This window comes from Clostridium sp. UBA3061 (genome assembly GCF_002367465.1).
Classification (GTDB): domain Bacteria; phylum Bacillota; class Clostridia; order Clostridiales; family Clostridiaceae; genus Clostridium_J; species Clostridium_J sulfidigenes.
In genome coordinates this window covers 72,980-98,857 of record NZ_DFCF01000002.1, presented here as the reverse complement: position 1 = coordinate 98,857, position 25,878 = coordinate 72,980, and the positions used below count along the sequence as shown (strand labels likewise).

At 31.5% G+C, this 25,878-nt stretch carries 22 protein-coding genes and 1 riboswitch; all 22 genes read right to left on the bottom strand.

Going from position 1 to position 25,878, the window contains the following annotated elements:
- Position 1: 1 nt before the first annotated feature.
- The 22 genes from B2P65_RS00685 to B2P65_RS00580 all read right to left on the bottom strand — a co-directional run bounded on the left by B2P65_RS00685 (position 2) and on the right by B2P65_RS00580 (position 25,878).
- Positions 2-1,357, bottom strand: a complete 1,356-nt coding sequence (locus B2P65_RS00685; protein ID WP_346879425.1) for a glucose-6-phosphate isomerase — start codon at positions 1,355-1,357, stop codon at positions 2-4.
- A gap of 73 nt (positions 1,358-1,430) precedes the next feature.
- The gene (locus B2P65_RS00680) at positions 1,431-2,453 is read right to left on the bottom strand and encodes a calcium/sodium antiporter (protein ID WP_346879424.1); all 1,023 of its coding nucleotides are present in this window, start codon (positions 2,451-2,453) and stop codon (positions 1,431-1,433) included.
- A 132-nt stretch (positions 2,454-2,585) separates the two neighbouring features.
- A complete protein-coding gene (locus B2P65_RS00675; RefSeq protein ID WP_346879423.1) occupies positions 2,586-3,278 on the bottom strand; it encodes a hypothetical protein in 693 nt (230 codons plus the stop codon).
- Between the two features lie 254 nt (positions 3,279-3,532).
- The gene (locus tag B2P65_RS00670; RefSeq protein ID WP_346879422.1) at positions 3,533-4,543 is read right to left on the bottom strand and encodes a hypothetical protein; all 1,011 of its coding nucleotides are present in this window, start codon (positions 4,541-4,543) and stop codon (positions 3,533-3,535) included.
- 137 nt (positions 4,544-4,680) lie between these two features.
- On the bottom strand, positions 4,681-5,133 hold the full coding sequence (locus B2P65_RS00665) for a DUF134 domain-containing protein (protein WP_150845363.1): 453 nt from the start codon (positions 5,131-5,133) through the stop codon (positions 4,681-4,683).
- A gap of 210 nt (positions 5,134-5,343) precedes the next feature.
- Complete coding sequence (locus tag B2P65_RS00660; protein WP_150845361.1) at positions 5,344-5,700, bottom strand: NifB/NifX family molybdenum-iron cluster-binding protein; 357 nt, start codon at positions 5,698-5,700, stop codon at positions 5,344-5,346.
- Positions 5,701-5,747: 47 nt separating this feature from the next.
- Positions 5,748-6,599 (bottom strand): ATP-binding protein, encoded by an 852-nt coding sequence (locus B2P65_RS00655; protein ID WP_346866819.1) that lies wholly within the window; start codon positions 6,597-6,599, stop codon positions 5,748-5,750.
- Positions 6,590-7,420, bottom strand: coding sequence for an ATP-binding protein (locus B2P65_RS00650; RefSeq protein ID WP_346878436.1), 831 nt, complete (start codon positions 7,418-7,420; stop codon positions 6,590-6,592). Before B2P65_RS00650 ends, B2P65_RS00655 begins: the two co-directional genes overlap by 10 nt.
- 18 nt (positions 7,421-7,438) lie before the next feature.
- Entirely contained in the window at positions 7,439-7,801 is a 363-nt protein-coding gene (locus B2P65_RS00645; protein ID WP_346879421.1) for a NifB/NifX family molybdenum-iron cluster-binding protein, read from the bottom strand.
- Positions 7,802-8,059: 258 nt separating this feature from the next.
- The gene (locus B2P65_RS00640; protein ID WP_346847203.1) at positions 8,060-8,443 is read right to left on the bottom strand and encodes a hypothetical protein; all 384 of its coding nucleotides are present in this window, start codon (positions 8,441-8,443) and stop codon (positions 8,060-8,062) included.
- 331 nt (positions 8,444-8,774) lie between these two features.
- A complete protein-coding gene (gene guaA, locus B2P65_RS00635) occupies positions 8,775-10,304 on the bottom strand; it encodes a glutamine-hydrolyzing GMP synthase (RefSeq protein ID WP_346877705.1) in 1,530 nt (509 codons plus the stop codon).
- Positions 10,305-10,326: 22 nt separating this feature from the next.
- Positions 10,327-11,781 (bottom strand): IMP dehydrogenase, encoded by a 1,455-nt coding sequence (guaB, locus tag B2P65_RS00630; RefSeq protein ID WP_346847201.1) that lies wholly within the window; start codon positions 11,779-11,781, stop codon positions 10,327-10,329.
- Positions 11,782-12,027: 246 nt separating this feature from the next.
- A riboswitch (purine riboswitch) is annotated at positions 12,028-12,126 on the bottom strand.
- 189 nt (positions 12,127-12,315) lie between these two features.
- On the bottom strand, positions 12,316-14,967 hold the full coding sequence (locus B2P65_RS00625; RefSeq protein WP_346879420.1) for a VWA domain-containing protein: 2,652 nt from the start codon (positions 14,965-14,967) through the stop codon (positions 12,316-12,318).
- Positions 14,968-15,052: 85 nt separating this feature from the next.
- Positions 15,053-15,547 carry a prepilin-type N-terminal cleavage/methylation domain-containing protein gene (locus B2P65_RS00620; RefSeq protein ID WP_346877703.1) on the bottom strand — a complete coding sequence of 165 codons (495 nt, stop codon included), beginning with the start codon at positions 15,545-15,547 and terminating at the stop codon, positions 15,053-15,055.
- 19 nt (positions 15,548-15,566) lie between these two features.
- The gene (locus B2P65_RS00615) at positions 15,567-17,591 is read right to left on the bottom strand and encodes a hypothetical protein (RefSeq protein ID WP_346879419.1); all 2,025 of its coding nucleotides are present in this window, start codon (positions 17,589-17,591) and stop codon (positions 15,567-15,569) included.
- A gap of 56 nt (positions 17,592-17,647) precedes the next feature.
- Positions 17,648-18,508: a type II secretion system protein gene (locus tag B2P65_RS00610; RefSeq protein WP_346879418.1), complete on the bottom strand. Its 861-nt coding sequence runs from the start codon at positions 18,506-18,508 to the stop codon at positions 17,648-17,650.
- Positions 18,495-19,742 carry a type 4a pilus biogenesis protein PilO gene (locus tag B2P65_RS00605; RefSeq protein WP_346879417.1) on the bottom strand — a complete coding sequence of 416 codons (1,248 nt, stop codon included), beginning with the start codon at positions 19,740-19,742 and terminating at the stop codon, positions 18,495-18,497. The genes B2P65_RS00610 and B2P65_RS00605 overlap by 14 nt, the downstream gene beginning before the upstream one ends.
- Positions 19,729-20,304 carry a PilN domain-containing protein gene (locus B2P65_RS00600; RefSeq protein ID WP_346879416.1) on the bottom strand — a complete coding sequence of 192 codons (576 nt, stop codon included), beginning with the start codon at positions 20,302-20,304 and terminating at the stop codon, positions 19,729-19,731. Before B2P65_RS00600 ends, B2P65_RS00605 begins: the two co-directional genes overlap by 14 nt.
- An 8-nt stretch (positions 20,305-20,312) precedes the next feature.
- Positions 20,313-21,578: a pilus assembly protein PilM gene (gene pilM, locus B2P65_RS00595; RefSeq protein WP_346879415.1), complete on the bottom strand. Its 1,266-nt coding sequence runs from the start codon at positions 21,576-21,578 to the stop codon at positions 20,313-20,315.
- Positions 21,579-22,205: 627 nt separating this feature from the next.
- Positions 22,206-22,637 carry a type II secretion system protein gene (locus B2P65_RS00590; RefSeq protein WP_346847193.1) on the bottom strand — a complete coding sequence of 144 codons (432 nt, stop codon included), beginning with the start codon at positions 22,635-22,637 and terminating at the stop codon, positions 22,206-22,208.
- Between the two features lie 328 nt (positions 22,638-22,965).
- Complete coding sequence (locus tag B2P65_RS00585; protein WP_346878426.1) at positions 22,966-24,171, bottom strand: type II secretion system F family protein; 1,206 nt, start codon at positions 24,169-24,171, stop codon at positions 22,966-22,968.
- A gap of 18 nt (positions 24,172-24,189) precedes the next feature.
- Entirely contained in the window at positions 24,190-25,878 is a 1,689-nt protein-coding gene (locus tag B2P65_RS00580; protein ID WP_346877695.1) for a GspE/PulE family protein, read from the bottom strand.

Genomic DNA, 25,878 nt, shown 5'->3' with positions numbered 1-25,878 from the left:
ATTAATCACCTAGCCTCTCTGTTAGAGACCTTTGAAGCTCTTCATAACCTGGTTTACCAAGTAGAGCAAACATGTTTTTCTTATAGGCTTCTACCCCTTCTTGATCAAAAGGATTTATTCCTAATAAATATCCTCCAATGGCACAGGATTTTTCAAAGAAGTATATTAGTTCTCCTAGAGCTTCTGGATTTACAGCTTTCATATTTATAACTATATTAGGAACTCCACCTTCTACATGGGCAAGGACTGTTCCCTCCATAGCTCTTTTATTTACAAAATCTATAGTCTTTCCTGCTAAGAAATTAAGTCCATCCACATTTTCTTCATCTTCCTTTATGGATAAATTTATTTGTGGCTCTTCTACATTTATTATAGTTTCAAATATATTTCTCATTCCATCTTGAATATATTGACCCATGGAGTGAAGGTCTGTTGAAAAGTTAACGGATGCAGGGAATATCCCCTTTCCATCCTTACCTTGACTCTCTCCATAAAGTTGCTTAAACCACTCTCCAAAGTATTGTAGACAAGGTTCATAGTTTACAAGAATTTCTGTAGTTTTTCCTCTTTCATATAAAAGATGTCTAGCCGCTGCATATTTATAACAAATATTTATATGTACATCTTCATTACTAAAGTTTTCTCTTCCATTTCTAGCACCTTGTAATAGCTCATCTATATTTATTCCTGCCACTGCAATGGGAAGTAATCCTACTGGTGTTAAAACGGAAAATCTTCCACCGATATCATCAGGAATTATAAAGGTTTCATACCCTTCTGTATCTGCTAATTTCTTAAGAGCTCCCTTTGCCTTATCCGTTGTTATATAAATTCTATTTTCAGCTTCTTCTTTGCCATACTTTTTCTCAAGGATTTCTTTAAATATTCTAAAAGCTATGGCAGGCTCTGTTGTAGTTCCTGATTTTGAAATAACATTTATGGCAAAATCCTTCCCATCTATGAGCTGTATAAGTTGAGACAAATAAGTAGAACTTATATTGTTTCCTGCAAAGTATACTGCTGGAACCTTTCTTTTATCCTCATCCATACTATTAAAGAATGGGCCTGTCATTGCCTCTATGACAGCTCTAGCTCCAAGGTATGAACCCCCAATGCCTATTACTATAAGAACTTTAGAATTTTCCTGTATTCTTTTAGCTGCTACCTTTACTCTTTCAAACTCAGCTTTATCATAATTATTTGGTAGGTCAAGCCACCCTAAAAATTCATTGCCAGCACCACTTCTGTTATGCAGAGTGTTGTGGGCTGCTGTTATCATAGGTTTTAAATTATTTATATGTGATTCATTAACTGCCTCTTGAAGGTTTTTTATATTTAAACTTAAAGAACTAGTCATTTCTAATTGCCTCCTATAAAACGATTTATTAGGTATCTGAAAATAAATAACAAGTCAAAGATGGGAAGATACCTTATATTATTAAAATCAAAAAACTTATGTATATTATATAAACGCTAAGAAGCATTATTCCATTTCTCTTAGAATATCTTCCATTAGTTGATATAGGTAAGATTATGAGTAGCATCAATACGAGAGCCACTGGAATATCTAAAAGTATAGTCTGATTAAAGCTTATAAAGGATGTATTAAATATGTGAATATTTCTAGAGCTTAGTACTAATCCACCCCTAGCTAAAATACTACTAGCAGCTATAGTCATGGTTATATTTAGTATGTTTGCACCAATAACATTACCAACCCCCACTCCACTTTCCTTCTTATATATAGAAGTTAAAACAGTAGCTAATTCTGGTAAAGATGTTCCTAAGGCCATAATAGTTAAACTAATCACTCCTTCTGTGACTCCATAATGCCTGGCAATAATCTGCGCATTTACAACTAATAACCTAGCTCCACATCCTATAAGTATTGCTCCTATTATAAATACAACTATATGTTTTGCAAATTCTCTCTTTTTTACTCTTCTTCTAACACTAATTTCATCTATAGTCATAGCAGTCTCATCAGGAATTTGAAGGGACTTTTTAGCACCCTTTATATTTTTTCTTATATAGTACACAAATAACCCTAAAAGGACTACCCCTTCTATTCTATTTATATTTCCATCTGTAGAAAAAAGTAATAGTAAAACCATAGATACTACCATCATAAAAGCTCTTGGCATAAACCTCTTCTTTTCTACCTCCACAGGCATTGCAATCATTGAAATAGCAAGAACAAGTCCTGTATTACAAATTATTGCTCCTATAGCATTACCTACTGCAATCTCTGGTGATCCCATAATAGTTGCCACTGAAGCTATAAAAAACTCTGGAAGAGTAGTTGCTAAACTTACAATGGTTGCTCCTATAATTATTTTTGGTATTCCTGTTATCTCAGCAATCCACATAGCTGAGTCTACAAATATATCTCCGCCCTTTATTATTACTATAATTCCTATAATAAACATTACTATAGGTAAAAACATCTCCATTATATCCTCCACCCTCTTTTGTCAGTATACAATATTATGTAAATTATTTCAAACTACCCTATATACTTATAATAATGGCTAAAACAAATAAACTCAATGAATTTTAACATATTCACCGAGTTTATCTTTATCTTATATTCCTTTTTCTTTGCTGTACCACTTATAAAATATTTTAAGAGAATTGTCTAATGCTTCTATAGTTAAAATATCTATCTCATTTTCTTCTATTACATAAAAGAATGATCTATCTTCTCCAATTAATATATTTGTCATTGTATTATTAGTAAAGTTAATATTTATACTTTTTATATTTTCATCATTTATTAATCCTCCAAGAACTTTGTAATTCTCAGTAGCACTTACCTTTATTCCCATTACATTCACTGTAAAAGGGGCATGTTTATCTACCTCTTTTATAGAAGTTGCTAAGATGTTATAAGAACTTTCTACTTTACTTAATTGGCATAACCCCTCATAGTTTTTACCATTGTCCTCATATAAAAACATGACTAATTTACCCTTTTGGATATCTGATACATTTAGAATAGATATTCTATCTTCACCTATGTTAAGGTTCTTAGATAGAAGATATGTTATCTTATCTGTTAACTTTACTTCAAAGGGTTCTTCATCTTTTATAGGGAAGTTACCACTTTTTATCTCCATGGTTTCTTTAAATAAATCATTCTTAATTAGAATAGCTGTAATTAATAAGAATAACCCTATAACTGAAATCATAAAAATTCTTCTATTTTTCTTAATTGTTTTTTCATTTTTGATTTTGTACTTCTTCTTGTTTTTATATCTCTTCTTAAGTTTACTCATATAACATTCCTCTTTAATTTTTTCTCCCTTTGCTCGAGAGGACACTCCTTCTCATATTCATCTTTGAAATGAAACTCCTTTTCGCTATGCTCAAATGAGTAAGTTCTCATAATTAAATCATAGATTTAAATGGTCACTTAACTTCGACTAACCAAATATAAAATTTCTTTTTCTCGCTTTGCTCGAGGGGACACTCCTTCTCATATTCATTCGAATGAGTAAGTAATCCTTAACCAAATCATAGATTTGGAGGATTACTTAAATTCAGCTGCGTACCATTTGTAGTGAGCTCCATATTTATCATCTATTTTTTCTACTTCATAAAGTCTAAATATTATATATTGAGTCCAGTTATATCCTGGATTTGCTCCTATGGATAAGATTAAAAAGGAAGCTCCAAAGGAACCTGTCACAGTAAATATGACTTCATTTCTTGCTTCCGCAGGTATTTCTTTACCTTCACTATAGGTTCTAGAGATAGTGGCTCCAGTACTATTTGCAATATTAACTACTCCATAGGAAGATTGCCCACCTCTAGCGTAGTTAATTTTTGATATTTTATCAGTACCTAGTAAAAACTCAGTATATAGATGTATCTTAGAATAGGATAATTCTGATTCAAAACACCACTCTGCTTCTTTAGATTCCACCTTTCCATAGGCATATGAAACTCCCTCTTCCATGAGGATTTCTTCATAACCCTTATTAGACATAACTGATTTTTTAATATTCTTTTCTCTATTTAAATTTTCTCTTTGAGAGTTTTTTGTGTTATAGGTAATCTTTGAACCATCAGGATAAATTATTTCATAAGCAGATTTATTAGCAAAAGTATTAATTACCTTTTCTGTATATTCTTCTTCACTAAAGATATTTTTTAGAGATTTAAAGGCTTTCTTTAAAGCAACCTTATCTCCTTTTAGTATTTGATTTCTATAGTATTCCTTATTGTTTCTAAAGTCTTTATCAGTTATATCTTCTATGGAATTATCTAATATCACTTCTAAATCACACTGTTCTAACCTTTCTACTATTTCATCAAGTCTTATATAAAACTCAGCATCTTCTTTGTCTAATCCTTCCCTTGTTAGCTTTAATAATTCTTCCTCATCCACAGGAGTAGTTCTCACTTCATCACATATTTCAATTATCCTCTTATCATTATCTTTTCTCTTATTACTTTGTAATGCTAAAACCTCTATAGGTGAGTTAACTATAAAAGAAGTGATAAATATTACTAAAACAATCACCTTAAAATTCTTCATATCAGCACTCTCCATTCCTATGACTTTAAATTTATTATTCCTAGAGAATGGATTTTAAATTCTTAAACTTATATTTTTTTATCTGTAAAATAACATAAATTTAATAGATAAATAAATAAGAGGTGGAAATCCACCTCTTATTTATCCTCTACACTATTTCCTCTACACCATCTTTTACAAAGCTCTGCTTTCTTGCTGCAAACAACTTCCTCTGAACCACAAGTAGGACAATTATCCTTGTCTTGCTCATAATTTATATCATACACATCTCCACAATGAAGGCACTTAAATTTACAAAAAGTAGCTCTGTAGTTACCACCACTTATTCTTATAGCATTTCCTTCTGTTAAAGCAATAGCTATCTTTTTCCTTGCACTATCAATAATATTTTGGAAGGTTTGTCTTGATACTTGCATTCTTTCAGCACATTGTTCTTGATTTAATTCTTCAATATCTTTAAGTCTCATAGCTTCAAGTTCTTCTACCTTTAAAACTGTTTCTTTAATTTCACATTTAGGCTTTCCCCATGGAACAAAATAAGTATCTTCTGGGAAAAACTCTACTCTTCTAAATTTTGTTGGTCTTGGCACTTTAAATCCTCCCTGCATTTACTACATAATCCTATAAACATTATATCAGAATCATATATTTCTACGTTACTTTCTTCTTCTATTCTTTTGTTTAATTTAAGATAGTCAAAATTTAAATTTTGACTATCTATATCAATTATACTATTACATTTATAACATTTAAAATGAATATGCAGGGGTTTGCCACTAAATATTTTCATTTTATAATAATTATTCGTTACAGTGACCTTCATGTTGATGTTCTGTACAAACGCTACCTGTTGATTTTAATTCACCATTTACAAATTTTTGAACTACATCATCACTAAGTCCTTGTGCACCAACTACAACTTCAATTCCATTTTCGTTAAATAAATCTTGTGCTGTTTCTCCCATACCACCTGCAATAATAACATTTACCTTTAAATCTCTTAAAAATACTGGAAGAAATCCTGGTCTATGTCCTGGATTTGGAGTAAAGCTTTTTTCTAAAGACTTACCCTCTTCTACTTCATATATTGTGAATCCTTCACAATGTCCAAAATGTCCACTTACATATTTCTCATCACTTGCAACTGCTATTTTCATTAAAAATTCCTCCTTTTATTTTACCTAAATAATTTTAATTTAATATATTAATTTAATATATACTTAGTCATATTACTCCACATAGCTTCAATAGCTTTTTCAGCTATGCTATCCTTGTAGAAAGTTATAGGTTTTAATTCATTTATAGACTTCATAACCATGTCATCATAAGGAATTTTACCTACTAAAACTATTTGATTTTCATAAATAAAGTTTTCTATTTCCTTTGTAACCTCTTCATTTATATCAAATTTATTTACGCAAACCATAGTAAAAACTCCAAAGTGTTTACACAGCTGTACTACTCTCTTTAAATCTTCAAGGCCTGATTTTGTAGGCTCTGTTACAACTAAAACTGCATTTGAACCTGTTATTGAAGCTATAACAGCACATCCAATACCTGGTGAGCCATCAATTATAGTTAACTTTTCATCCTTATTAAATCTCTTACCATTTTTTCTTAATTCAGTTATTAATTTTCCTGAACCATCACTGCCTATACCCATTTCTGCCCTTGAAATTATGCCTTTATCTAGCTCTGTAATGAAGGTATCTGCTGTCTTTTCATCCTCTAGTTTTATTGCATTTACAGGACACACTAATGTACATGCTCCACAGCCTTCACAAAGAAATGGATTTATAGTAAAGTTTTCTATGGCATTAAATTTACAAACACCTTCACATTTACCACACTTAATACAAATGCTTTCATCTATTGATGCTTTTTTTCCACCTACAAATTCATCTTTTTCAATATCTTTTCCCTTGTAAAAGAGATAAAGATTGGGAGCATCTACATCACAGTCTATTCTTAATACATCTTTTTCAAGTTCAGCTAAAGCTGTTGCAATGGTGGTTTTTCCAGTGCCACCTTTTCCACTTAAAACTACTAATTCCAAGATAGCACCTCCTTTACTCCCTCTGAAAGCTTATCAAATATCTTCTTATGAACTAAATAATCGTAAAGTATTTCACCCTTAGAATAAAGTACTGCTGTAGCCTTATCATAGGTAATTGTTCCTATTAATTCTATATTTTCTTCTTTGCAATACTTTTTTACTATGTTATCTTTTCCATCATCCTTATTTATAACTATGCCAAAGGGAATATCATACATTTTCACAAGTTCCACTGCCATCTTTAAGTCATGAAGACCAAATTCAGAAGGCTCTGTAACAAGTATTGCCCCATCAGCATATTTCAAAGAATTTACCACATTACAAGAAGTTCCAGGTGGGCAATCTATTAAATTAGTTCCCTTAGATAATCCATTAAGTAATTCTCTAATAACAGGCACTGCCATTGGCTCGCTTATATTTAAAACACCTCTGCTACAGTTTATATCTCTTACTGATCCTTTTTCAACCTTACCCGTTTCTCTTTCACCATAGGCTATAGCACCATATTTACATGCAATTTCACATGCTCCACAACCATGACATAACTTTTGGAACAACATAATATCATCTTTAACCTTTGCTAGAGCATTAAATTGACAAGCTTTTACACAAGCTCCACAGTTAGTGCATTTGTTATCATCTATGATTGGATATTCTACCATTACTTTTTCTTTTGTATCTACTGTAGGCTTTAGGAATAAGAAACCATTAGGCTCTTCCACATCACAATCTATATAATTTGCCTTTAGAGCAAGAGCAAGATTAGTAGATACTGTGGTTTTTCCTGTACCGCCTTTTCCACTAAGTACTGCTATATTCACTACCTATTCATCTCCAATCTAGTGAGCTCCGTGATGTGCAGGACCAGACATTTTTATTTCTTCAAGTTCACCTTTTTTATATTTTTCTATAGCCTCAGCTATAACTATACCATCACACTTATATGCCTTAACTCCTGATTTTTCAATGATTTCAAAAGCATTAGGTCCAAGATTTCCTGTGATAATAACATCTATGTTTTCATCAATTAATTGATTAGATGCATAAATACCTGCTCCACCACTAGCATTTTTGCCTTGGTTTTCTAAAACTTTAATTTCTCCACCTTCAGTATCATGAATTTGAAAATACTCACATCTTCCAAATCTCATATCAAGTAAATTTACAATAGTTTTTCCTTCTGCTGAAACTGCTATTTTCATTTTCCATTCCTCATTTCTTTATTAATTATTCTTTTATGTGATTCTCATTATTGGCATTTGCTAATTATATATTACTGCCATTTTAAGTTATTGTCAAATGCCAATTATGATTTTTTATAAAAAAGTAGCTATGAAATTTCTAATTCATATAGAAACTTCATAACTACTTTGGGGATAATTTTATTCCATCAATACTCTTGAATATTGTCTTTATTTAATTATAAAAAATCAAAACTACTGATGTTTAAGTATTCCTTATTAAAAAGGATAATATGGATTAATATACTGACCTGGATATTGGGTGTAATATGGATATGGAGAAATATAAGGTGGATATGGTACTATTAATAATTTAGCTAAATCTAAAAGTGGGAAGTTTCTGCGTCTATAACGTCTTTGTCTTCTTCTAGGACGTCCATAAGGGTTATATTGTCGTTGCTGATCATATTGATTTTCATCATCTAGCTCCATTACATCTTCACCCACTAACATGGTAACGCGATCTCCATCTACATTCTCAATTATTCCATCTACTATGCTTCCGTCTCTCATTGTTAAAATAACGTGATAATAAACATGTTCTTTACATTCATCATATAAAGACTGGTCATCTCTGTTATGATCGTGGATTTCTAAAGCCATTTTTAATCATCTCCTTTACAATATTATGGTATTATTGTGTAAGAAAATTTGTGCCATTATAACTTATAAATATTGCTGTAAATTCAATAAATAATTCTACTATTTTATTTTTTAACACTATAAGTTATAAATTAATACTTACATTGTATATTATTTATAAATAAAAAAAGCAGCTATGAAATTTCTATATTATATAGAAACTTATAACTACTTTCTTTGGGTGTGATTTATTTAAACATGATAACATGTATAAATACATTAGGGTTTAAGAAAAGATATTACTCTGTCAAGGAGTTGATAGAGTAATATCTAATCTATTAGAATATTTATATTACTCCCACTCTATAGTTGAAGGTGGTTTTGAAGTTATATCATATACAATTCTATTTACTCCATTAACTTCATTGACAATTCTTCTAGATACCTTATCTAGTACATCATAAGGGATTCTTGCCCAGTCTGATGTCATTCCATCAGAAGATGTAACTCCTCTTAAGGCTACTGTATGGCTATAGGTTCTTTCGTCTCCCATAACTCCTACTGATCTTATATTAGGTAAGCAAGCGAAGTACTGCCAGATTTCACTTTCAAGGCCAGCAATTGCAACCTCTTCTCTAAATATAGCATCTGCTTCTCTTACTATGTGTAGCTTCTCTTCTGTAATTTCACCAAGTACTCTTATTGCAAGTCCTGGTCCTGGGAACGGCTGTCTCCATACTAAGTGATGTGGAATTCCAATTTCCTCTCCTACAGCTCTTACTTCATCTTTAAATAACTCTCTTAATGGCTCTATTAGTTCAAATTCTATGTCCTCTGGAAGTCCTCCTACGTTGTGGTGACTCTTAATTGTAGCTGATGAATTAGTTCCACTTTCTACAACGTCAGCATAAATAGTTCCTTGAACTAAGAAATCCATTTTACCAAGTTTATTTGACTCTTCTTCAAAAACTCTGATGAATTCTTCTCCAATGATTTTTCTTTTTCTCTCTGGATCAGAAACACCTTTAAGTTTTCCAAGGAATCTCTCTTGAGCATTTACTCTGATAAGGTTCATATCAAAGCCTTCTCTAAAGATTTTCTCAACTTGATCTCCCTCATCTTTTCTAAGTAGACCATGATCTACAAATACGCAAGTTAGGTTTTTACCTATTGCTTTATGAACAAGTACTGCTGCAACAGATGAATCAACTCCACCTGATAGAGCGCAAAGCACTTTTCTATCTCCTACTAATTCTTTAATTTGTGCAATCTTTTCTTCTGCAAAGGCAGACATAGACCAATCTCCCTTAACTTCACATACATTGTATAAGAAGTTTTTAAGCATTTCTGTTCCAAATAAAGTGTGTTGAACTTCTGGGTGGAATTGAACCCCATAAAGTTTTCTTTCTACATTCGCCATTGCAGCTATAGGACACTCATCTGTATGACCTATGATTTCAAAGCCTTGTGGTGCGCTTTCTATAAAGTCAGTGTGACTCATCCAGCATTGTTTTTCTTTTATTCCATTAAATAATTTATTATCTGTGTTTAAGTTAACATCAGTTTTTCCATATTCTCTAACAGTAGCAGTCTTAACAACTCCACCTAAAACATGGGACATAAGCTGAGCACCATAGCAGATTCCTAGGATAGGAATGTTTAAATCAAATAATTCCTTATCTACTCTTGGAGCACCCTCCCCGTAAACACTGTTAGGGCCACCAGTAAATATTATTCCAACAGGATCTAATTCTTTTATTTTTTCAACAGAAGTACTATATGGAATTATCTCACAATATACTCCATGCTCTCTTACTCTTCTTGCTATTAATTGATTATATTGACCACCAAAGTCAACAACTAATACTAATTCTCTATCCATAAATTAAGCTCTCCTTCTTAGATTATTGATTTACACTATAATTTGGAGCTTCCTTAGTAATTACTATATCATGTGGATGACTTTCTCTAAATCCAGCTGAAGTTTGAACTACGAAGTTTGCAGTTTCATATAAATCTTTTAGTGTAGCTGATCCTAAATATCCCATTCCTGAGCGAATACCACCAATTAATTGGTATATAGTATCTACTACGCTACCCTTAAATGGAAGTCTTCCTTCAACACCTTCTGGTACTAATTTCTTGTTATCTTCTTGGAAATATCTATCCTTACTTCCGTTTGCCATAGCTCCTAAAGAACCCATTCCTCTATATACCTTGTAACTTCTACCTTGATATATTTCTATTTCACCTGGTGCTTCGGCGCAACCAGCAAACATTGAACCCATCATACAAACTTTTGCTCCAGCAGCTAATGCCTTAACGATATCTCCTGAATATTTTATTCCTCCATCAGCTATAACTGGAACTCCTGATTTTTCTGCTTCTTCAACACAGTCCATAACTGCTGTTAGTTGAGGAACTCCAACTCCTGCAACTACTCTTGTAGTACAGATAGATCCAGGTCCTATACCAACTTTAACACAATCTGCTCCAGCTTCTATTAAAGCTCGTGTACCTTCTGCTGTTGCAATATTACCTGCTATAACTTGAAGCTCTGGATATTTTTCTTTAACTTCTCTAACTGCATCTATAACACCTTTAGAGTGTCCATGTGCTGTATCTATAGTAATGACATCTACGTGAGCTTTAACTAAAGCATCAACTCTTATCATCATATCCTTTGTAACTCCTACTGCAGCTCCACAAAGTAATCTTCCTGAAGCATCCTTTGCAGCATTAGGGAATTTCACAGCCTTTTCTATATCCTTTATAGTAATTAATCCTTTAAGATTAAAATCTTTATCTACTAAAGGTAATTTCTCAATTTTATGTTTTGCAAGTATTGTCTTAGCTTCTTCAATACTTGTTCCCTCTTTTGCAGTAACTAGATTCTCACTAGTCATCACTTCACTTACTTTTTTACTATAATCAGTTTCAAACACTATATCTCTATTAGTAATTATACCAACTAATTTTCCATTTTCAGTTACCGGCACTCCAGATATTCTATATCTTGACATTATGTTTAATGCATCTTGTATAACATTATCTTTTCCTATGGAGAATGGATTTACAATTACTCCATTTTCTTGTCTTTTAACTGTATCTACTTCGCTTGCTTGAGCTTCTATAGACATATTCTTATGGATAATTCCAATTCCACCTTCACGGGCCATAGCTATTGCCATCTTACTTTCAGTTACTGTATCCATTCCAGCACTTATTAGTGGTAAATTAAGAGCTATAGTTTTAGTTAAGTTTGTTTTAAAGCTAACATCCTTTGGTAAAACTTCAGATTTATTTGGAACTAATAATACGTCATCAAAAGTGTATCCTTGTTTTAATATCTTTGCCATAATTTAAATCCTCTCCTTCTATATTATTTTCTTTATAATTAACTTTAGTTATACTTATAATCTGAAATCAATTAAAATTATTGTATTAAATTCTCTAACATAGTTTTTGTTTATATTTTAAATTTAATTAAAACATAAACAAAAACATGCTTAATTCACTTTCAACCCATAATATAACTCCATTAGAGTTCATACTATGTACATACAAGTAAAATTAAGCATGTCCATAAATTCAATGAAATCTATAACATGATTACTTTTACTCATAGTCAGAAATTTATCGGTTTCCGGTAGAAACTCCTTGCCATATTCAAGGGATATATGAGTTATTTATTCATAATTTATTAATTGATTACACCTATTTTATTTAAAATAAGTATGTTTGTCAAGGAAAACTTTTAACCTATTTTCTAAATTTTGTAGAAATTTATCGACTTATATAATAATTATACATTACTAATGAGAATTTTTCCATTATCTCACTATAATTAATTAAAAAATTATAGTGAGATAATGTATATTTATACTAAAATTTTAAAATAAATCTGGTAAAGCTTCCTTCCCAACATTAAATTTAGCTGGAGCTTCAACTCCATCAACAGAAATTATATTTTCATAGGCGCCTTCATCCTTAGGTAAGGTAATTGTATAAAGCACAATAATACTATCATCCTTACCTACATTTCCACCTAAGGTATAGGAATATAATGAATCTGTAGAATTCATAATCATGTCTCCTAATAACTTAAGATTGCCTTCTTCATCTACTTTGTATACCTTAGGAGTGTCTTGAATCTTTGCGTTACTTGGTACCTTAAGTCCGATATTTGCCTTACTACTATAGGTTTCAAAGGTAGCCCCAAAGGTTACTGTTGCTTCTTTTGCTAAAGTTCTTTCCTCTGTGTCTATATTATATTTTTCAGTTTTACTGTCATACCCATTATAGATTCCATGAAGTATATCTGTTTGTCCTCTAACAATAATAGTAGGAGTTTCTATATTGAATTTCGCCATTTCCCCTATAAGGTTTGTATAAGTAATAGTGTTACTATCCTTAAACTTAAGTTCCCCATGTTCCATTGTCTTAATTATAAAGGATACCTGCGACCCACTAGCTTTATATATTTTATTAACAACATCATAGGTATATCTAATTTCTGGTATCTCTAATGCATAATTATAGGAACTACTACTTTCTACTGATTTAAGTCCTGAAACTACGTCAAATTCATCACCTATATTAAAATTCAACTTAACATCCCCAAATACATATGACTTATATCGTTTTGTTGATAATCGTAATGCAATTTCTTTAACTTTATTATTGAGAGCACCACCATTTTCTCTAACAGCATTAAAGTAATCATCCTCAATTCCCCACAACTCATTATGAATCCACTTTAAGCTTTTGGTATTGTTAATCTCATCACTTCCTGATGTTCCTAATTTCAAGGATATAATGCTATATCCTTTATTTTTCACAGCATTAATTTTATTTATATCATAGCTAACATCTCCTGCAGCTAAAATTATAATATATTTCGTTGCCCATTTATTTCCATTTGTTAAAATACTATCTGCCATTTCAAGAGCATTACCAATGTTTCTTTCTGTAGATGATGAAGATGTTACATTTTTCAATTCATTCTTTATATCCTTAGCATCTGTAAGTTCTGATTCTATTTCAGCTGTATTACTATAAGTTACTAATCCGAATTTGGCCATAGAGTCCTTCTTATTATAATCATTTAATAATCCACTCCATAAATGTTTTGAATCATCAAGATAATTATCTCCCCCATTTTTTGAAGTATCTAGCAAAAAAACAATTTCCTTTTCATTAGAAGTTGACTCATTTTCACTATCTTGAAATACAAAGTTTTCAGGTTTAATATCATAGGTTACCTTTATTTCCTCTCCTGGATATGCCTCTACTTCACTTGGGCTTGTTAACTTAGCCTTAATATTAGGTAATTCATTTTTATCTATATTAACGCTTATACTAGGTACTGGAGCAGTTATAATCTCATTATCCTTCCAAGGGAAACTCACTGTAGACCCTGCAAAGAGTTCATGCTGTCCCGTTACTCCACTTTTAATTACAAATTCAAAGGGCACAGGATCTGCTGTATAGGTAACCTTGCCATCTTTAACTTTACCATCAGTTTTATATAATACATTATCAATATCTACTTTATTTCCTCCAACCTTTAGAGAAAATCCTGATTTAAGATTCATATCCATTTTTACATTACTAATGGCATAGGAAGCTAAGATTTCTGTAGCTATATTCTGGAATACGTTGTCTATAGCACCATTATCAGATGCAAAGAAATTACCTTCTTTACCTCCCATAGATTCATGGATTTGTTTTAGTGTTTTATTGGCTTCACTATTCTTATTTCCTAAACCATAACCTATAGAAAATACATTGTTTGTAGATTCCTTTATACGCTCCCCTATAATATTTGCATATTCTACTGCATCATCATCAAATTCATTACCTTTTCCATCAAACTTCGGATTGCTATCATCTATATTTTTATAAAAATACTTATAATAATATGAATAATAGTAAGAATAAAATGTTGGTACTCCATCAGACATTAAAACCACTGTCTTATTTGCATTTTTCTCTTTAGATGTACTAAGTAGGTAGGCAGCTTTTCTTAAGCCTTCCCCAGTATTAGTACCTCCATCAGCCTTTAAATTATCTATAACTGTTTTCAGCTCATTTACCTTATTGGCATCTATTAATATTTCTTTATCTACTTTTTTAATACTGGCATTACTTGAATAGGCTACTATCCCAATCTTTAAATTAGGCACATCCTTCATTTTATCTACAAAGTTCTTTGCTGCTTTTTTTAATTCTGCTATCTTTGTAGAGGATTTACCATTTACATATACATTGTCCGCCATACTCCCAGATACATCTAGTACCAATACTATTTCTTTAGCTGGAACTTCAGCTTCAAAGTCTTTAGGAATTATTTTTCCACTGACAGTAATATCTTCTCCTACCTTAGGGAATTCAGGGGATACTGAATTTATCTTTACCTCAAAGGCTGGCTTTGTTGCTACTTCGGCACTGGCATTTGATGCAGAAGTCATTACTAAGGTAGCTGTCATGCAGAGAATAAGCCCTATGCATAATATTGCTTTGTAACCGATTCTTTTTTTCATTTTATCCACCTCCATCACCATTAGTAGGTTGTTAAGAGACTTCCTTGCCTTATAGGGAACTTTATTCCCAATGAAGCTTAATTCATTACTTCTTATGACTATTTCTAAATAAAAAACTCTCTTTCACTGAATAATCTATATCCTCTGCTTTTAATGACAATCTAATTTCTATACTCTTTAAAACGTCATCTGAAGTCTCTATATGATGTAAATGTGAACCAATAAGCCTTTTACCATCCTCTTTTGTAGATAGATAAACATTATATCCTTCAATGATAAATTCAGCTCCCTCATCAGTTACTGTGCCATCATCTTCAACCTTTGAAAAGGTTATAGTTTTTACAGTACCATCAAGCTCTTTGTCCACTTTACATTTAGTAGCTGCCATGGCATGTTTAGATATACTATCTAAAATAACCTTAGCTTCATATTGAAGGTCTGATCTAGTGTTTATCTCCTCTAGCTTTCTTTCATTAGAAAAGAAAAAGGAGAATATGAATGAAGTAACTATAGCTAAAAGTCCTAATGCTATCACTAATTCTATTAAGGTTACTCCTTTTTTCTTTCTATTTAAAATCATAATCCCACTACCTTATAACTTATTTTTCTAGTGTCCATTTTTCCTTTGTAATCAAATTTGTAGCTAGTATAGTTCTCTCTGTTACTAAGTTTTTACCTTGAGTAAAGATAAAATCTAATACACCCTTATTCTTCTTATCCTTTATCTCATCTTCTGATAATTTAGCAGTTCCTATTAAACCCTTAGAATTCTTTATATTTATATCTTTTAAGGATATAATGGTACCTTTATAATCCTTAGTTCCATTGTAATTTACATCACCCTTTGTCACCACTATATAAGTTATATCTTTAGATTCGTCCCTATTGAATTCTTTATTATAGGTTGCTTCTTTATTTTCATGTCTTAAGATAAGCTTATCATCATTAATTTCAATGTCCCTATTTTCATCATCATTTAATAGAATTACCATATTTTCTAACTGAATAATGTTACCCCTATTAGCAATTAATGAAGATACACCATCCCAGTTTATTTGATTTTCTACAGTATAAATAGCCTTACCCTGTTGAAATTTATTCACATCAAAGTCTTCGTTTCCCATATAATAAACAGCTTGTACAAACCTTTCCCTCATGTGTTTTACTGCATCAAGTTCTTTTTCATTAAGGTTCACTGAATTTCCATGGGCTTTTCCTCCTGAAATATAGGCTCCAGCAGTATAGGTTTTCTGTGGAAGGGATATTCCCTTTGCTCTTATACTTTCATCACTTGAATTACTATAATCCACAAAGTGCTCTGCTTTATCTACCACATTTAAAGGTTGTCCTTCTGCATCTTTCGTTATAAGGACTAAGGGATCTAAATACTCATATTGGCTATTCTTATAATTCCCATTAGAATCCTTGGCATAGGCCTTATAATTCCCCTTTAAGGCTACAGACTCTCCTGTCTGATAGGGCTCTCTATGAGTCTTTATATAAGCAGAACCCATTAGGTAGGCACTATCACTAACTGTTAAATTACCCTTATTATTAGGCCACTTCATGGAATTAATTATTATAGAGCTAGAACCCCTAACAACCTGTCCATTGTCTGTAGGCAAAGCAATATTTAAATCATTAAAACCATAAAGGTTTTTTATATTAATTTTTGAATCACTAGCTCCTATAACTAAATCGTTAGCTAGATATAGCTCTGCCTTACTGGAATCTACATCTATACCACTATCCACATCACCTTCTGCTAAACTACCTAAAAATATATTCTCAGCGTAAACCTTATTATCAACTTCTTTATCCTCTAAAGTTATTGCTTTAAAATTTACCTTACTTTTGTCTATAGTAATATTAGCAGCGGTGTTAACTTGTCCTTTAAATTCTATATCAGTATTGTTTATCTCAATTCCGCCCTTATACTTATCTACCGTTGGAGCTTTAGCCATATCCTCACTTCGTAAACCTTGAATCCAAAGGTTTCCGTCCACTTCTACCTTACCTTCCTTAACATTGGATGAATCAGTAGCAATAGTTAAGTTTCCATCAGCAGCTAGAGTATAGTTTATTAATTTAGATGTGTTTCCATCGGCTTTATCAAGGATTCTATACGCTTCCGGTGTAACTAAATTATAAGCTACACTCACCACCCTCTCTTTGCCTTTATCATCTTTATAGGTAGAAGTTAACGTAACAATTTTATAATCTAAATCCTCTTTTTTTACTGTTGGAGCTTTTAACTCACACTTAACTTCTGCCTTATTACTATTTACTACATATTCTCCAGATACGTAATCTATAAGATTATCATCTATATAATCCTTATAAACCCCTTTGAAAATTTCATTTTGCTTCTTTATTGTAGTCTCCTTATTACCTGCCGCTATGCCTTCCTCTATAGCTATCTCTACTACTTTAGTGATTCTAGCGTAGGCCTTATCAATTCCCGATTCAGCAGAATAGAGATTTTTAACCCTATTGTTCTCTTCTACTCTTAGCTTATAGTTTGCATAGGTGGCTCCTAGCATAGCCAGTGCTAAGGTAGCTAATATACCAAACACAGCTATTACAAGTAACATAGATGAACCTTTAGTCTTTCTTTTTCTCATCTTCTCCCTCCTCTTAATTTAATAATTCTATTAAAACCCCTTTTTAATTAGTTATTCTACTTAAGTAGTTCTAAATTCATATTTTCTACTACTTCCCCATCTTTATTAGCACTTAATTCTACAAAGTACAACTTTTCATTGATAACATCATCACTATGTTGAACCCCTTCGATTAATTCTATTTGTCCATTAAATTTAGATATTATTACATCTTGCCTTTCAGATACTTTTTCCCCATTAAATAGATATATTTTTAAGTTTTCTGTATGGCTCTTATTTTCTACACTTAAATTTAACTTCTTTTCACTGTCTTCATTTAAGCATATAAGTAATGACTTAGCTTCTGGTTTAGGAATAGCAATGATACTTCCCCCATAAGTAACATTTATCTCCCCTGCTTCTTTCATTTCAATAAAGACTTCCTCTGATGGTGTAGCTAAATTATCTGATAGTTTTTTTATAGCTTCTCCTATAACCTCCTTACCATTTGATATGGATATGGACCTGTGGTGAAAATATATAGTTCTATCGACTTCCATTTCACTAACCTTATTATTAATGACCTGGGTCTGTTCTTTTATAGACCCCTCTATGGAAAATCCATTTATCTCCCCACTTAGGGAATATATTAATTTATTTTCTTCCCATGTAGCTTCACTTAAAGTAATGCCATTATTTAAAGGCTTTGATAAAGCACTTGAAAAATTATCTATAGCTTTAATATTTTCTATAGTTTCCTGAAGTACCGCCTTAGCCTGTTGTTTATTTTCTGTAGATTTATTTATTTTTACAGAGGTTAGTACTAAATTAGCTATAGGAATAAGAATAATTGAAATTAGAGCAAAGCTAATTATTACCTCTAGAAGAGTAAAACCTTTCTTACTTTTTCTAGATTTAGTAACTTTATTTATTAACATACTCCACCTTTCCTTCTGGTGTTATTTGCACCCTTGGACTAGTTTTATCATCATCAATTATAGTAAGTGAAACTTTCTTATCATTAGCATTATTTATTACCTTTATATTTGCTCCTACCTTATCATCAATACCTATACGTTTAGATGAGTATATTGCAATATTTATATTTTCTTCATCCACATTCCTAAGCTCTATACCATTTTTACTATAATCTGATGGATAGCTAGATTTCTCTGTTTTGTACTTAATATAGTACTTACCACCTTCCTTATTTACTTCAATTTCCACATCTACCTTTTTATTTTCATCATTATATATATAACTTTCTCTTGTTAAATCATTTTCCTTACCTAAAGTTAAACTTGGTAAATCTGAATTCACACCCTTTAAAGCCATGATTAGAACATAATTATTTCCTTCACTAGTTCTTGATGCCATGGAGCTTTGATTTCCTTCTAAAAAAGGATTTTCCTTTCCATACTCCTCGTCAAAAGTCCATTTTAAGTACTTTGAATCTTCATAAGGATTAATTTTGGGTATGGAGTAAAATTCTAAATCTAAAGTTCCAGAGACTTCATCATTCCCAGAGGCTGTTATATTTATATTTGGCATAGCTAAAATTCTTTCATATTCTGATATTAGCTTTACAAACTTAGCCACATTTTTATAGGTACCATTAAAGGATACAGATACCTTCATTTGCTCTACCTTATTTCCAGTTGACTCTCCTTCATCTCTTTTAGTAGCTTGATCTTCTCCAAGTTCTTTAGTTTCCTCTAGTTTTTCTTCCACATCTTCCTTGGTCTTTTCTTTACTAGACTCCTCCACTACTTGCTCTAGGGATGCTTGTTCCTTAGGGTCTGCTACTTCTGAAAAATAAGCTTCTATTGGAGAAACAGTAACCTCTGAAAAAGTTAAACTTCCCTTAATTCCAGCATCATTTAATAGTTTATTTAGCTCTATTATTATTCTATCTTGATAGATCTTAGGATATAACAGCATAGACTTTGAACCTATACTACCCTTTAATATTTTTATATCACCTTTATTCTTTGTAATAGTATTTATATTGGAAAGCATCTCATTATATTTCTTATTCAGCTCTGATTCTTCCTGTTTAATTTCTTGCAATTTAGCATATTGTCTTTCATAAACCAACTTATAATATGCTGTACATATAATTATGAGGACTAACACTCCTAATAAAAATTTTTCTCTTTTACTTACTTTCATTATAGTAGGCCTCCTTTAGTTTACAGGTCATAGTAAAGGTAAATACTTCTTTTTCACCATCACCTAAGTCTGACACTATTCCACCTATATGAGATTCTTCTATGAATTCAATATTATTCATATTATGTTGAAACTCAGCAACAGCCTCTCTATTTGTAGCTGAAGCATTTATTTCTATAGAACCTGCTGCAAAATTCATAGATTTAAAATACACCTCTTTTGGAAGGGTATAATTTATCTCTTCAATAAAGTCTGGACTTAATTTATTTCTATCGATTATGCCATGGAAAATTTCATTTAACTTACTATTATAAGTAGAAAAGGTTTTTCTCTCTGTAGCTACCTCTAAACTTTCCTTATAACTTTCTACAAAAGCTTCTTCATTAATTTTATTATTAAGATCACTTATTGATTTTTCAGCTCTATAAATTCCAAAAGTATTAAATGACAAGGTTACTATAATACCTGCCCCAACTATAGCTGCTGCACTAAAAATTGCTTTTTTTACTCCTGCATCGCTTTCTTTATTTGTATCCACATAGAAAAAATTCAAATCATTCATAATCTCACCTACAATCTTACTAATGCACCTAATGCATTAACATACTCTTCAATGGTTGTTGTATTTACATTTTTACTAAATTCTATATTGTTAGCTGTAATTATTTTTGTAGTATCTATGCCAGTCTTTAAAGCTATATACTCATCTATTCCTCTTAACTTAGAAGTACCACCGTATAAATATATATGACTTATCTTTTTCCCATTACTTTTATTAGTATAGAACTGAATAATTCTATTTAAATCCTCTAGCCAACCCTCTATGACTTCTACTACTCCATCATTAAGCTGATTTTCTTTCCTATGCTTTCCTACTTCAACCTGAGTCTTCTTTATTTCCTCTGCTTCCTCCATAGAAATTCCATTTAAATCCGCTATAAACTTATCTATTTCTATTCCACCAATGGGCATAACCCTTATAAATTCTAAATTGTTATTATTAACTATAGATAAATCTACACTTTTATAACCTAAGTCTAAATACAAAATGGATTCCTCTTTATTTATTAAATCTACATTATATATATCTGCAATGCTGCTTAGTTTTCTTATGGAGTTGTTACTTATATCCAAAGCATAGGGATTTAAAAGTAGTTTTTCAGCTAAGTTTCTATAGGATTCAATGAGATTTTTAGGATATATAATAGTAAATATCTTTTCCTTTCTTACCTCATCCACTATAACTTCCTCTAATCTCATAAATTGAATTACATAGTTATTTAAATTTATAGCTAGAAATTGCTCTATTTCATAATTAACTAAGGTTTTTAATTCTTCATTATTCTCCACATAAGGAACTATAATCTCTCTACTTATGATTGTAGATGATGAGGAAACTAACGCTATATTTTTAGTTCTCACCCTTGAGGTTTTCATTTCTTCCTTTAACTTAAGTAAGATAGATTCTTCGTTAAAAAGCTCCCCATCTTGAATAATATCCTCTGGAGATTTTATTTTCCTCATATTATAAATTTTTAATTTTCCACCCTTAACTTGTCCCTCTACTATTTTTATATCACTAGAGCCTATGTCAAGACTCACAAGCCTTATACTCTTAGGCTTAGCCGGTTTACTATCATCAACTTTTTTTATTCTTTTAAATTTTAGATCCTGTAACTTTATATCTCTGTTCCATATGGATTCCTTCTTTGAATTTTCAGCATCAATGCCTTTATTATAACCTTCCTTATTTAGCAAGGTACCATCATCTATATTTACTTGAATTTCCTTATTCTTTAATTCTTCACTGACCTTAGATTTACTAAACAAACTCAAAATTAGCACTCCCTTCTTCTTCAAATCCTTTATGTTTAATTAACAATATTTATATCTATTTTATATACACTAAGGCTCTAATAACTTAGCACCCTAGATAACTTTCAAATTCATTATTTTTCTTTCATTACTTCTATTAATTTTCATATATCTTCTTTATTCCCCGAGAAATACTATGAATAATATTACTTTTTCATCATTAAATTACATTGTCACAATTGAAATCTTTCTTCATTATTCCTAAATTGAATATTTATCTATATACCTATTGAAATATGAAACTATAGGTCTATTTAACTATTTGGCTATGATTCTATAAAACTATAAACCTATTTAAATATATAGCTATTTAAATTTTTCTATATATAACTAGTTAACTATTTGTTGTAATATCAATGGTTTGCAGTGTTTTTACTATTTTAGTGGTTATGTATAGGTTCTAGAATTTTTATATTTTTAGCTTTTTATGTTCTTCCATGGTTTAATCATTGATGTAAGTGGTGTTTAAGTATGTAGAGAAATGTTTTATTTATTTTTAGAAACATAAGTGTAAAGGGTGACTTTACACTTATGTTTGTGGGTTGTTTTAGTTATTTTCATAAACTATGACATTATTTTTTATTATCCTTATTTTCCTTCTTCTACTTCTTTAACTGGACCTGTTACAGCTTTAACAGAACCTTCAGTATCAATTGTTATAATATATTTAGTCTTATCTTTTTCTTGTGGCTCTTTAACTTCTGCTAATGCCTTCTTTACAGTATCAGCTTCCTTTTCAGCAACATCAGTTAGGGTTAGACTTGCACCTGGGAATGTCATTTCTATTGTTCCTGGCTTAGTAGAATCTTTTAAACTAATTGTTTCATCTGAAACTAACATTAATACTGTTCTTTCAATTGTTGCACAGCTTTGTTTATCTGCTTTAACCTTAGAGTTATTTCTTACTGCTGCGAAGTTTGGTATAGCTATTAATGCTATGATTGCCATTACTGCTAGAACTATGATTAGTTCTATTAGTGTAAAACCTTTTTTCTTTTTGTTGTTTGCTCTTTTTATCATTTAAAATGACCTCCTAATTATTTCTATTTATTTCTAAAGGGTTTCCCCTGGTTAGACCTGTTATTTTGTTTTGACTATGCTTTAAATAATTTTGAATATTTGACTTCAATATTATATGAGCGAATACCATTTGCAGGGTTCTTGAATTTACTTAGGCTATGAGAATGATAAAATCGTTAAGAAATACAACTTGTTTGAGCGCATGCGAGTTGTTGTATTTTAGATTTTCTCATTATCAGGGCCTTTAGTAAATCAAGGTTCCGAAACGATTGAGCGCAGATAATATGAAGTCGTTATTCATATTAGTTAAAAGATAGGCTTGTCCTTTTTACATTACGTTGTACATTTCAAACATTGGAGTTAGGATGGAGATTATTAAAAATCCTACTACTACTCCCATTATCACTAGCATTATTGGGTCTAGGATTGTGGTGAAGGCTTCTATTGCTCTTTCTAGCTCTTCGTCGTAGAAGTCAGCTGTTTTGCTTAGGATGTTGTCTAGTTCTCCAGCTTCTTCTCCAATTTTTATCATGGACCCTAGCATTGGTGGAAATAACTGTGATTCCTTTATGGCATCGGATAGTGTATCTCCAGCTAACATTCTTTCTTTTACTGTTTTTAATTTTACATCTGCATATTTATTTTCTAGTACTGCAGATACTACATCTATGGAGCTGGCTATGGATAGTCCAGCTCCTAAAACTGTAGATAGTCCCCTTGCAAATCTTGATACTACAATCTTTTGATTCAAGTCTTTAAAGAGAGATTTTTTCAATTTGTATTTACTGTACATATAAATTCCAGAGTCAACTCTCTTTGTATAATATTTAAAGCCTACCACTATACCTACAATAATAAGTCCTATTAATATACCGTAATGCCTTATACCATCTCCTAGGGATAGTACTATCTTTGTCATGGCCGGAAGGTCTGAACCTGCTGATTCAAACATATCCATAAACATTGGCATTATATAAGTTAAAATAAATACCACCACAAACACTGTTACTGTGGCTAATATGCCTGGATAGATTAATGCATTTTTTAATTTACCATTCATCTTTGTTTGCTTTTCATAGTAAGTGGCCATCCTATTCATGATGGAATCTAGGGTACCACTTTGTTCACCAACTTGAATCATGCTTATAAGTAAGGTTGGAAATTCATTAGAGTATTTACCCATGGCTACCGATAACTCTTCACCTTTTCTTATATCTTCATCTACTTTTACAAGGACTTCCCTCAGCTTCTTATTAGGTATTTGTTCTGCTAAAAGACTTATGGCATTAGTTATGGAAACACCAGCTTCTATCATTGTAGCTAGTTGTCTACAAAATATAGAAATATCCTTGTTATTAACCTTATTTTTCTTTCCTAGAATAATCTCCTTACTGCCTATAGCTTCCTCAATGGACAGTGGTGAATATCCACTGGATACCATAAGGTTAAGTACCTCTTCCCTGCTCCTACATTCATGTACTCCTTGAATAACTTCACCCTTAGAGCTAATAGCCTTATATTTATATTTAGACATAATTTAGTTCTCCTTCCTCTACAAGTTATCCATAAATATTATCTTCATCATTTCTTCCATGGTGGTTTCACCTTTAAGAACTAACTCTCTACAACTATCTGATAAAGTCTTCATACCTTTTTTAACAGCTTCATCCTTTAATTCTTCTGGGTTATTAGATTTTATAATCAAATCTTTTATATCTCTATCTACGTTCATTATTTCATAAACTCCAAGTCTGCCACTATAACCAGTATAATTACAGCTAGCACAACCCTTGCCTCTATGAAGAGTTACTTTATCATCACTATTTAAGTTAAGAAGTTTCCTTTCAGCTTCATCACCCTCATAGGCTTCCTTACAGCTTGGACATATTCTTCTCACCAGTCTTTGAGCTATTACTCCTTTTATGGCAGTGGCAACTAAGAAAGGTTCAACTCCCATATCTATAAGTCTTATTACTGAGGATGGTGCATCATTTGTGTGTAGTGTACTAAGAACCAGGTGACCTGTTATGGCAGCTCTTATACCAATTTCAGCAGTCTCGCTATCTCTCATCTCCCCTACCATTACTACATCAGGGTCTTGTCTTAATATAGACCTTAAGCCTGCAGCAAAGGTAAGTCCCACCTTACTATTTACATTTACTTGATTTATTCCATCCATGGAGTATTCCACAGGGTCTTCTACAGTAACTATGTTCTTATTAATATCATTAAGTTCCCCTAAAATAGTATATAGAGTGGTGGATTTTCCGCTTCCTGTAGGTCCTGTTACTAAAATTATTCCATGGGGTGCAGATATGATGTTTTCAAGATTTTTTATATTTTCACTACTCATGCCCAGATTATCTTTTCCAATTTTATAGTTACTTCTATCTAGTATTCTTATTACAACCTTTTCTCCTGTAATAAGAGGTATTATAGACACACGCATGTCTATATTTTTATTATTGATTACAGTAACTATTCTTCCATCCTGAGGAATTCTTTTTTCAGCTATGTTAAGATTTGCTAGAATTTTTATCCTAGTAACTATACCCGGAAGTACATCAATATTTAAAGATGATATTTCTTCAAGCTGACCATCTATTCTATATCTGACTCTTATATATTTTTCATAGGGCTCTATATGAATATCTGAAGCTCTTTGTTCCACTGCATTTTTAAGTAGAGAATCTACTAGCTTTACCGTGGGAGCATTTTTAACTTCATCAATCTTTTCTATGTCTTCCGTCTTATTATGAAACACTATCCTAGACCTGGTTATCTCTTCTACAGCACTTTCCACATTTCTATCTGAATAATACTTTTCCGTAGCCTTATGGATGTCATCCTTTGTGGATATATAAGGCTCCACCCTTAGTCCCGTAGTTATAGCTACATCATCCATAGCAAATATATTTAAAGGATCTGATACAGCTATCTTTATTACTCCATCAGCAGTATAAAAAGGGAATAATTCATATTTTCTACATAAACCTTCGTTAACTAATTTAACAGCCTTAGAATCTACATCTATATTACTTAAGGTTACTCTTTCAATACCTAACTGTTCTTGAAGTACCTCTATAATAATATCCTCTGTTACTATACCTTCATCAATTAATAATTCTCCCAGTTTCTTTCTCTTTACCTTTTGAATCTCTAAGGCTTCTGATAATTGTGACCTGGTAATTTTATTTGCCTTTACTAGCAAGTCACCTAGTCTGACAGTATTCCTTGCCAT

Bases quoted from the DNA above. Each gene is read 5' to 3' on its own strand.
- B2P65_RS00685 (WP_346879425.1), bottom strand. From the start codon at position 1,357: ATGACTAGTTCTTTAAGTTTAAATATAAAAAACCTTCAAGAGGCAGTT.
- B2P65_RS00680 (WP_346879424.1), bottom strand. From the start codon at position 2,453: ATGGAGATGTTTTTACCTATAGTAATGTTTATTATAGGAATTATAGTA.
- B2P65_RS00675 (WP_346879423.1), bottom strand. From the start codon at position 3,278: ATGAGTAAACTTAAGAAGAGATATAAAAACAAGAAGAAGTACAAAATC.
- B2P65_RS00670 (WP_346879422.1), bottom strand. From the start codon at position 4,543: ATGAAGAATTTTAAGGTGATTGTTTTAGTAATATTTATCACTTCTTTT.
- B2P65_RS00660 (WP_150845361.1), bottom strand. From the start codon at position 5,700: ATGAAAATAGCAGTTGCAAGTGATGAGAAATATGTAAGTGGACATTTT.
- B2P65_RS00645 (WP_346879421.1), bottom strand. From the start codon at position 7,801: ATGAAAATAGCAGTTTCAGCAGAAGGAAAAACTATTGTAAATTTACTT.
- B2P65_RS00640 (WP_346847203.1), bottom strand. From the start codon at position 8,443: ATGGCTTTAGAAATCCACGATCATAACAGAGATGACCAGTCTTTATAT.
- guaA (WP_346877705.1), bottom strand. From the start codon at position 10,304: ATGGATAGAGAATTAGTATTAGTTGTTGACTTTGGTGGTCAATATAAT.
- guaB (WP_346847201.1), bottom strand. From the start codon at position 11,781: ATGGCAAAGATATTAAAACAAGGATACACTTTTGATGACGTATTATTA.
- B2P65_RS00625 (WP_346879420.1), bottom strand. From the start codon at position 14,967: ATGAAAAAAAGAATCGGTTACAAAGCAATATTATGCATAGGGCTTATT.
- B2P65_RS00620 (WP_346877703.1), bottom strand. From the start codon at position 15,547: ATGATTTTAAATAGAAAGAAAAAAGGAGTAACCTTAATAGAATTAGTG.
- B2P65_RS00615 (WP_346879419.1), bottom strand. From the start codon at position 17,591: ATGAGAAAAAGAAAGACTAAAGGTTCATCTATGTTACTTGTAATAGCT.
- B2P65_RS00610 (WP_346879418.1), bottom strand. From the start codon at position 18,508: ATGTTAATAAATAAAGTTACTAAATCTAGAAAAAGTAAGAAAGGTTTT.
- B2P65_RS00605 (WP_346879417.1), bottom strand. From the start codon at position 19,742: ATGAAAGTAAGTAAAAGAGAAAAATTTTTATTAGGAGTGTTAGTCCTC.
- B2P65_RS00600 (WP_346879416.1), bottom strand. From the start codon at position 20,304: ATGAATGATTTGAATTTTTTCTATGTGGATACAAATAAAGAAAGCGAT.
- B2P65_RS00590 (WP_346847193.1), bottom strand. From the start codon at position 22,637: ATGATAAAAAGAGCAAACAACAAAAAGAAAAAAGGTTTTACACTAATA.
- B2P65_RS00585 (WP_346878426.1), bottom strand. From the start codon at position 24,171: ATGTCTAAATATAAATATAAGGCTATTAGCTCTAAGGGTGAAGTTATT.
- B2P65_RS00580 (WP_346877695.1), bottom strand. From the start codon at position 25,878: ATGGCAAGGAATACTGTCAGACTAGGTGACTTGCTAGTAAAGGCAAAT.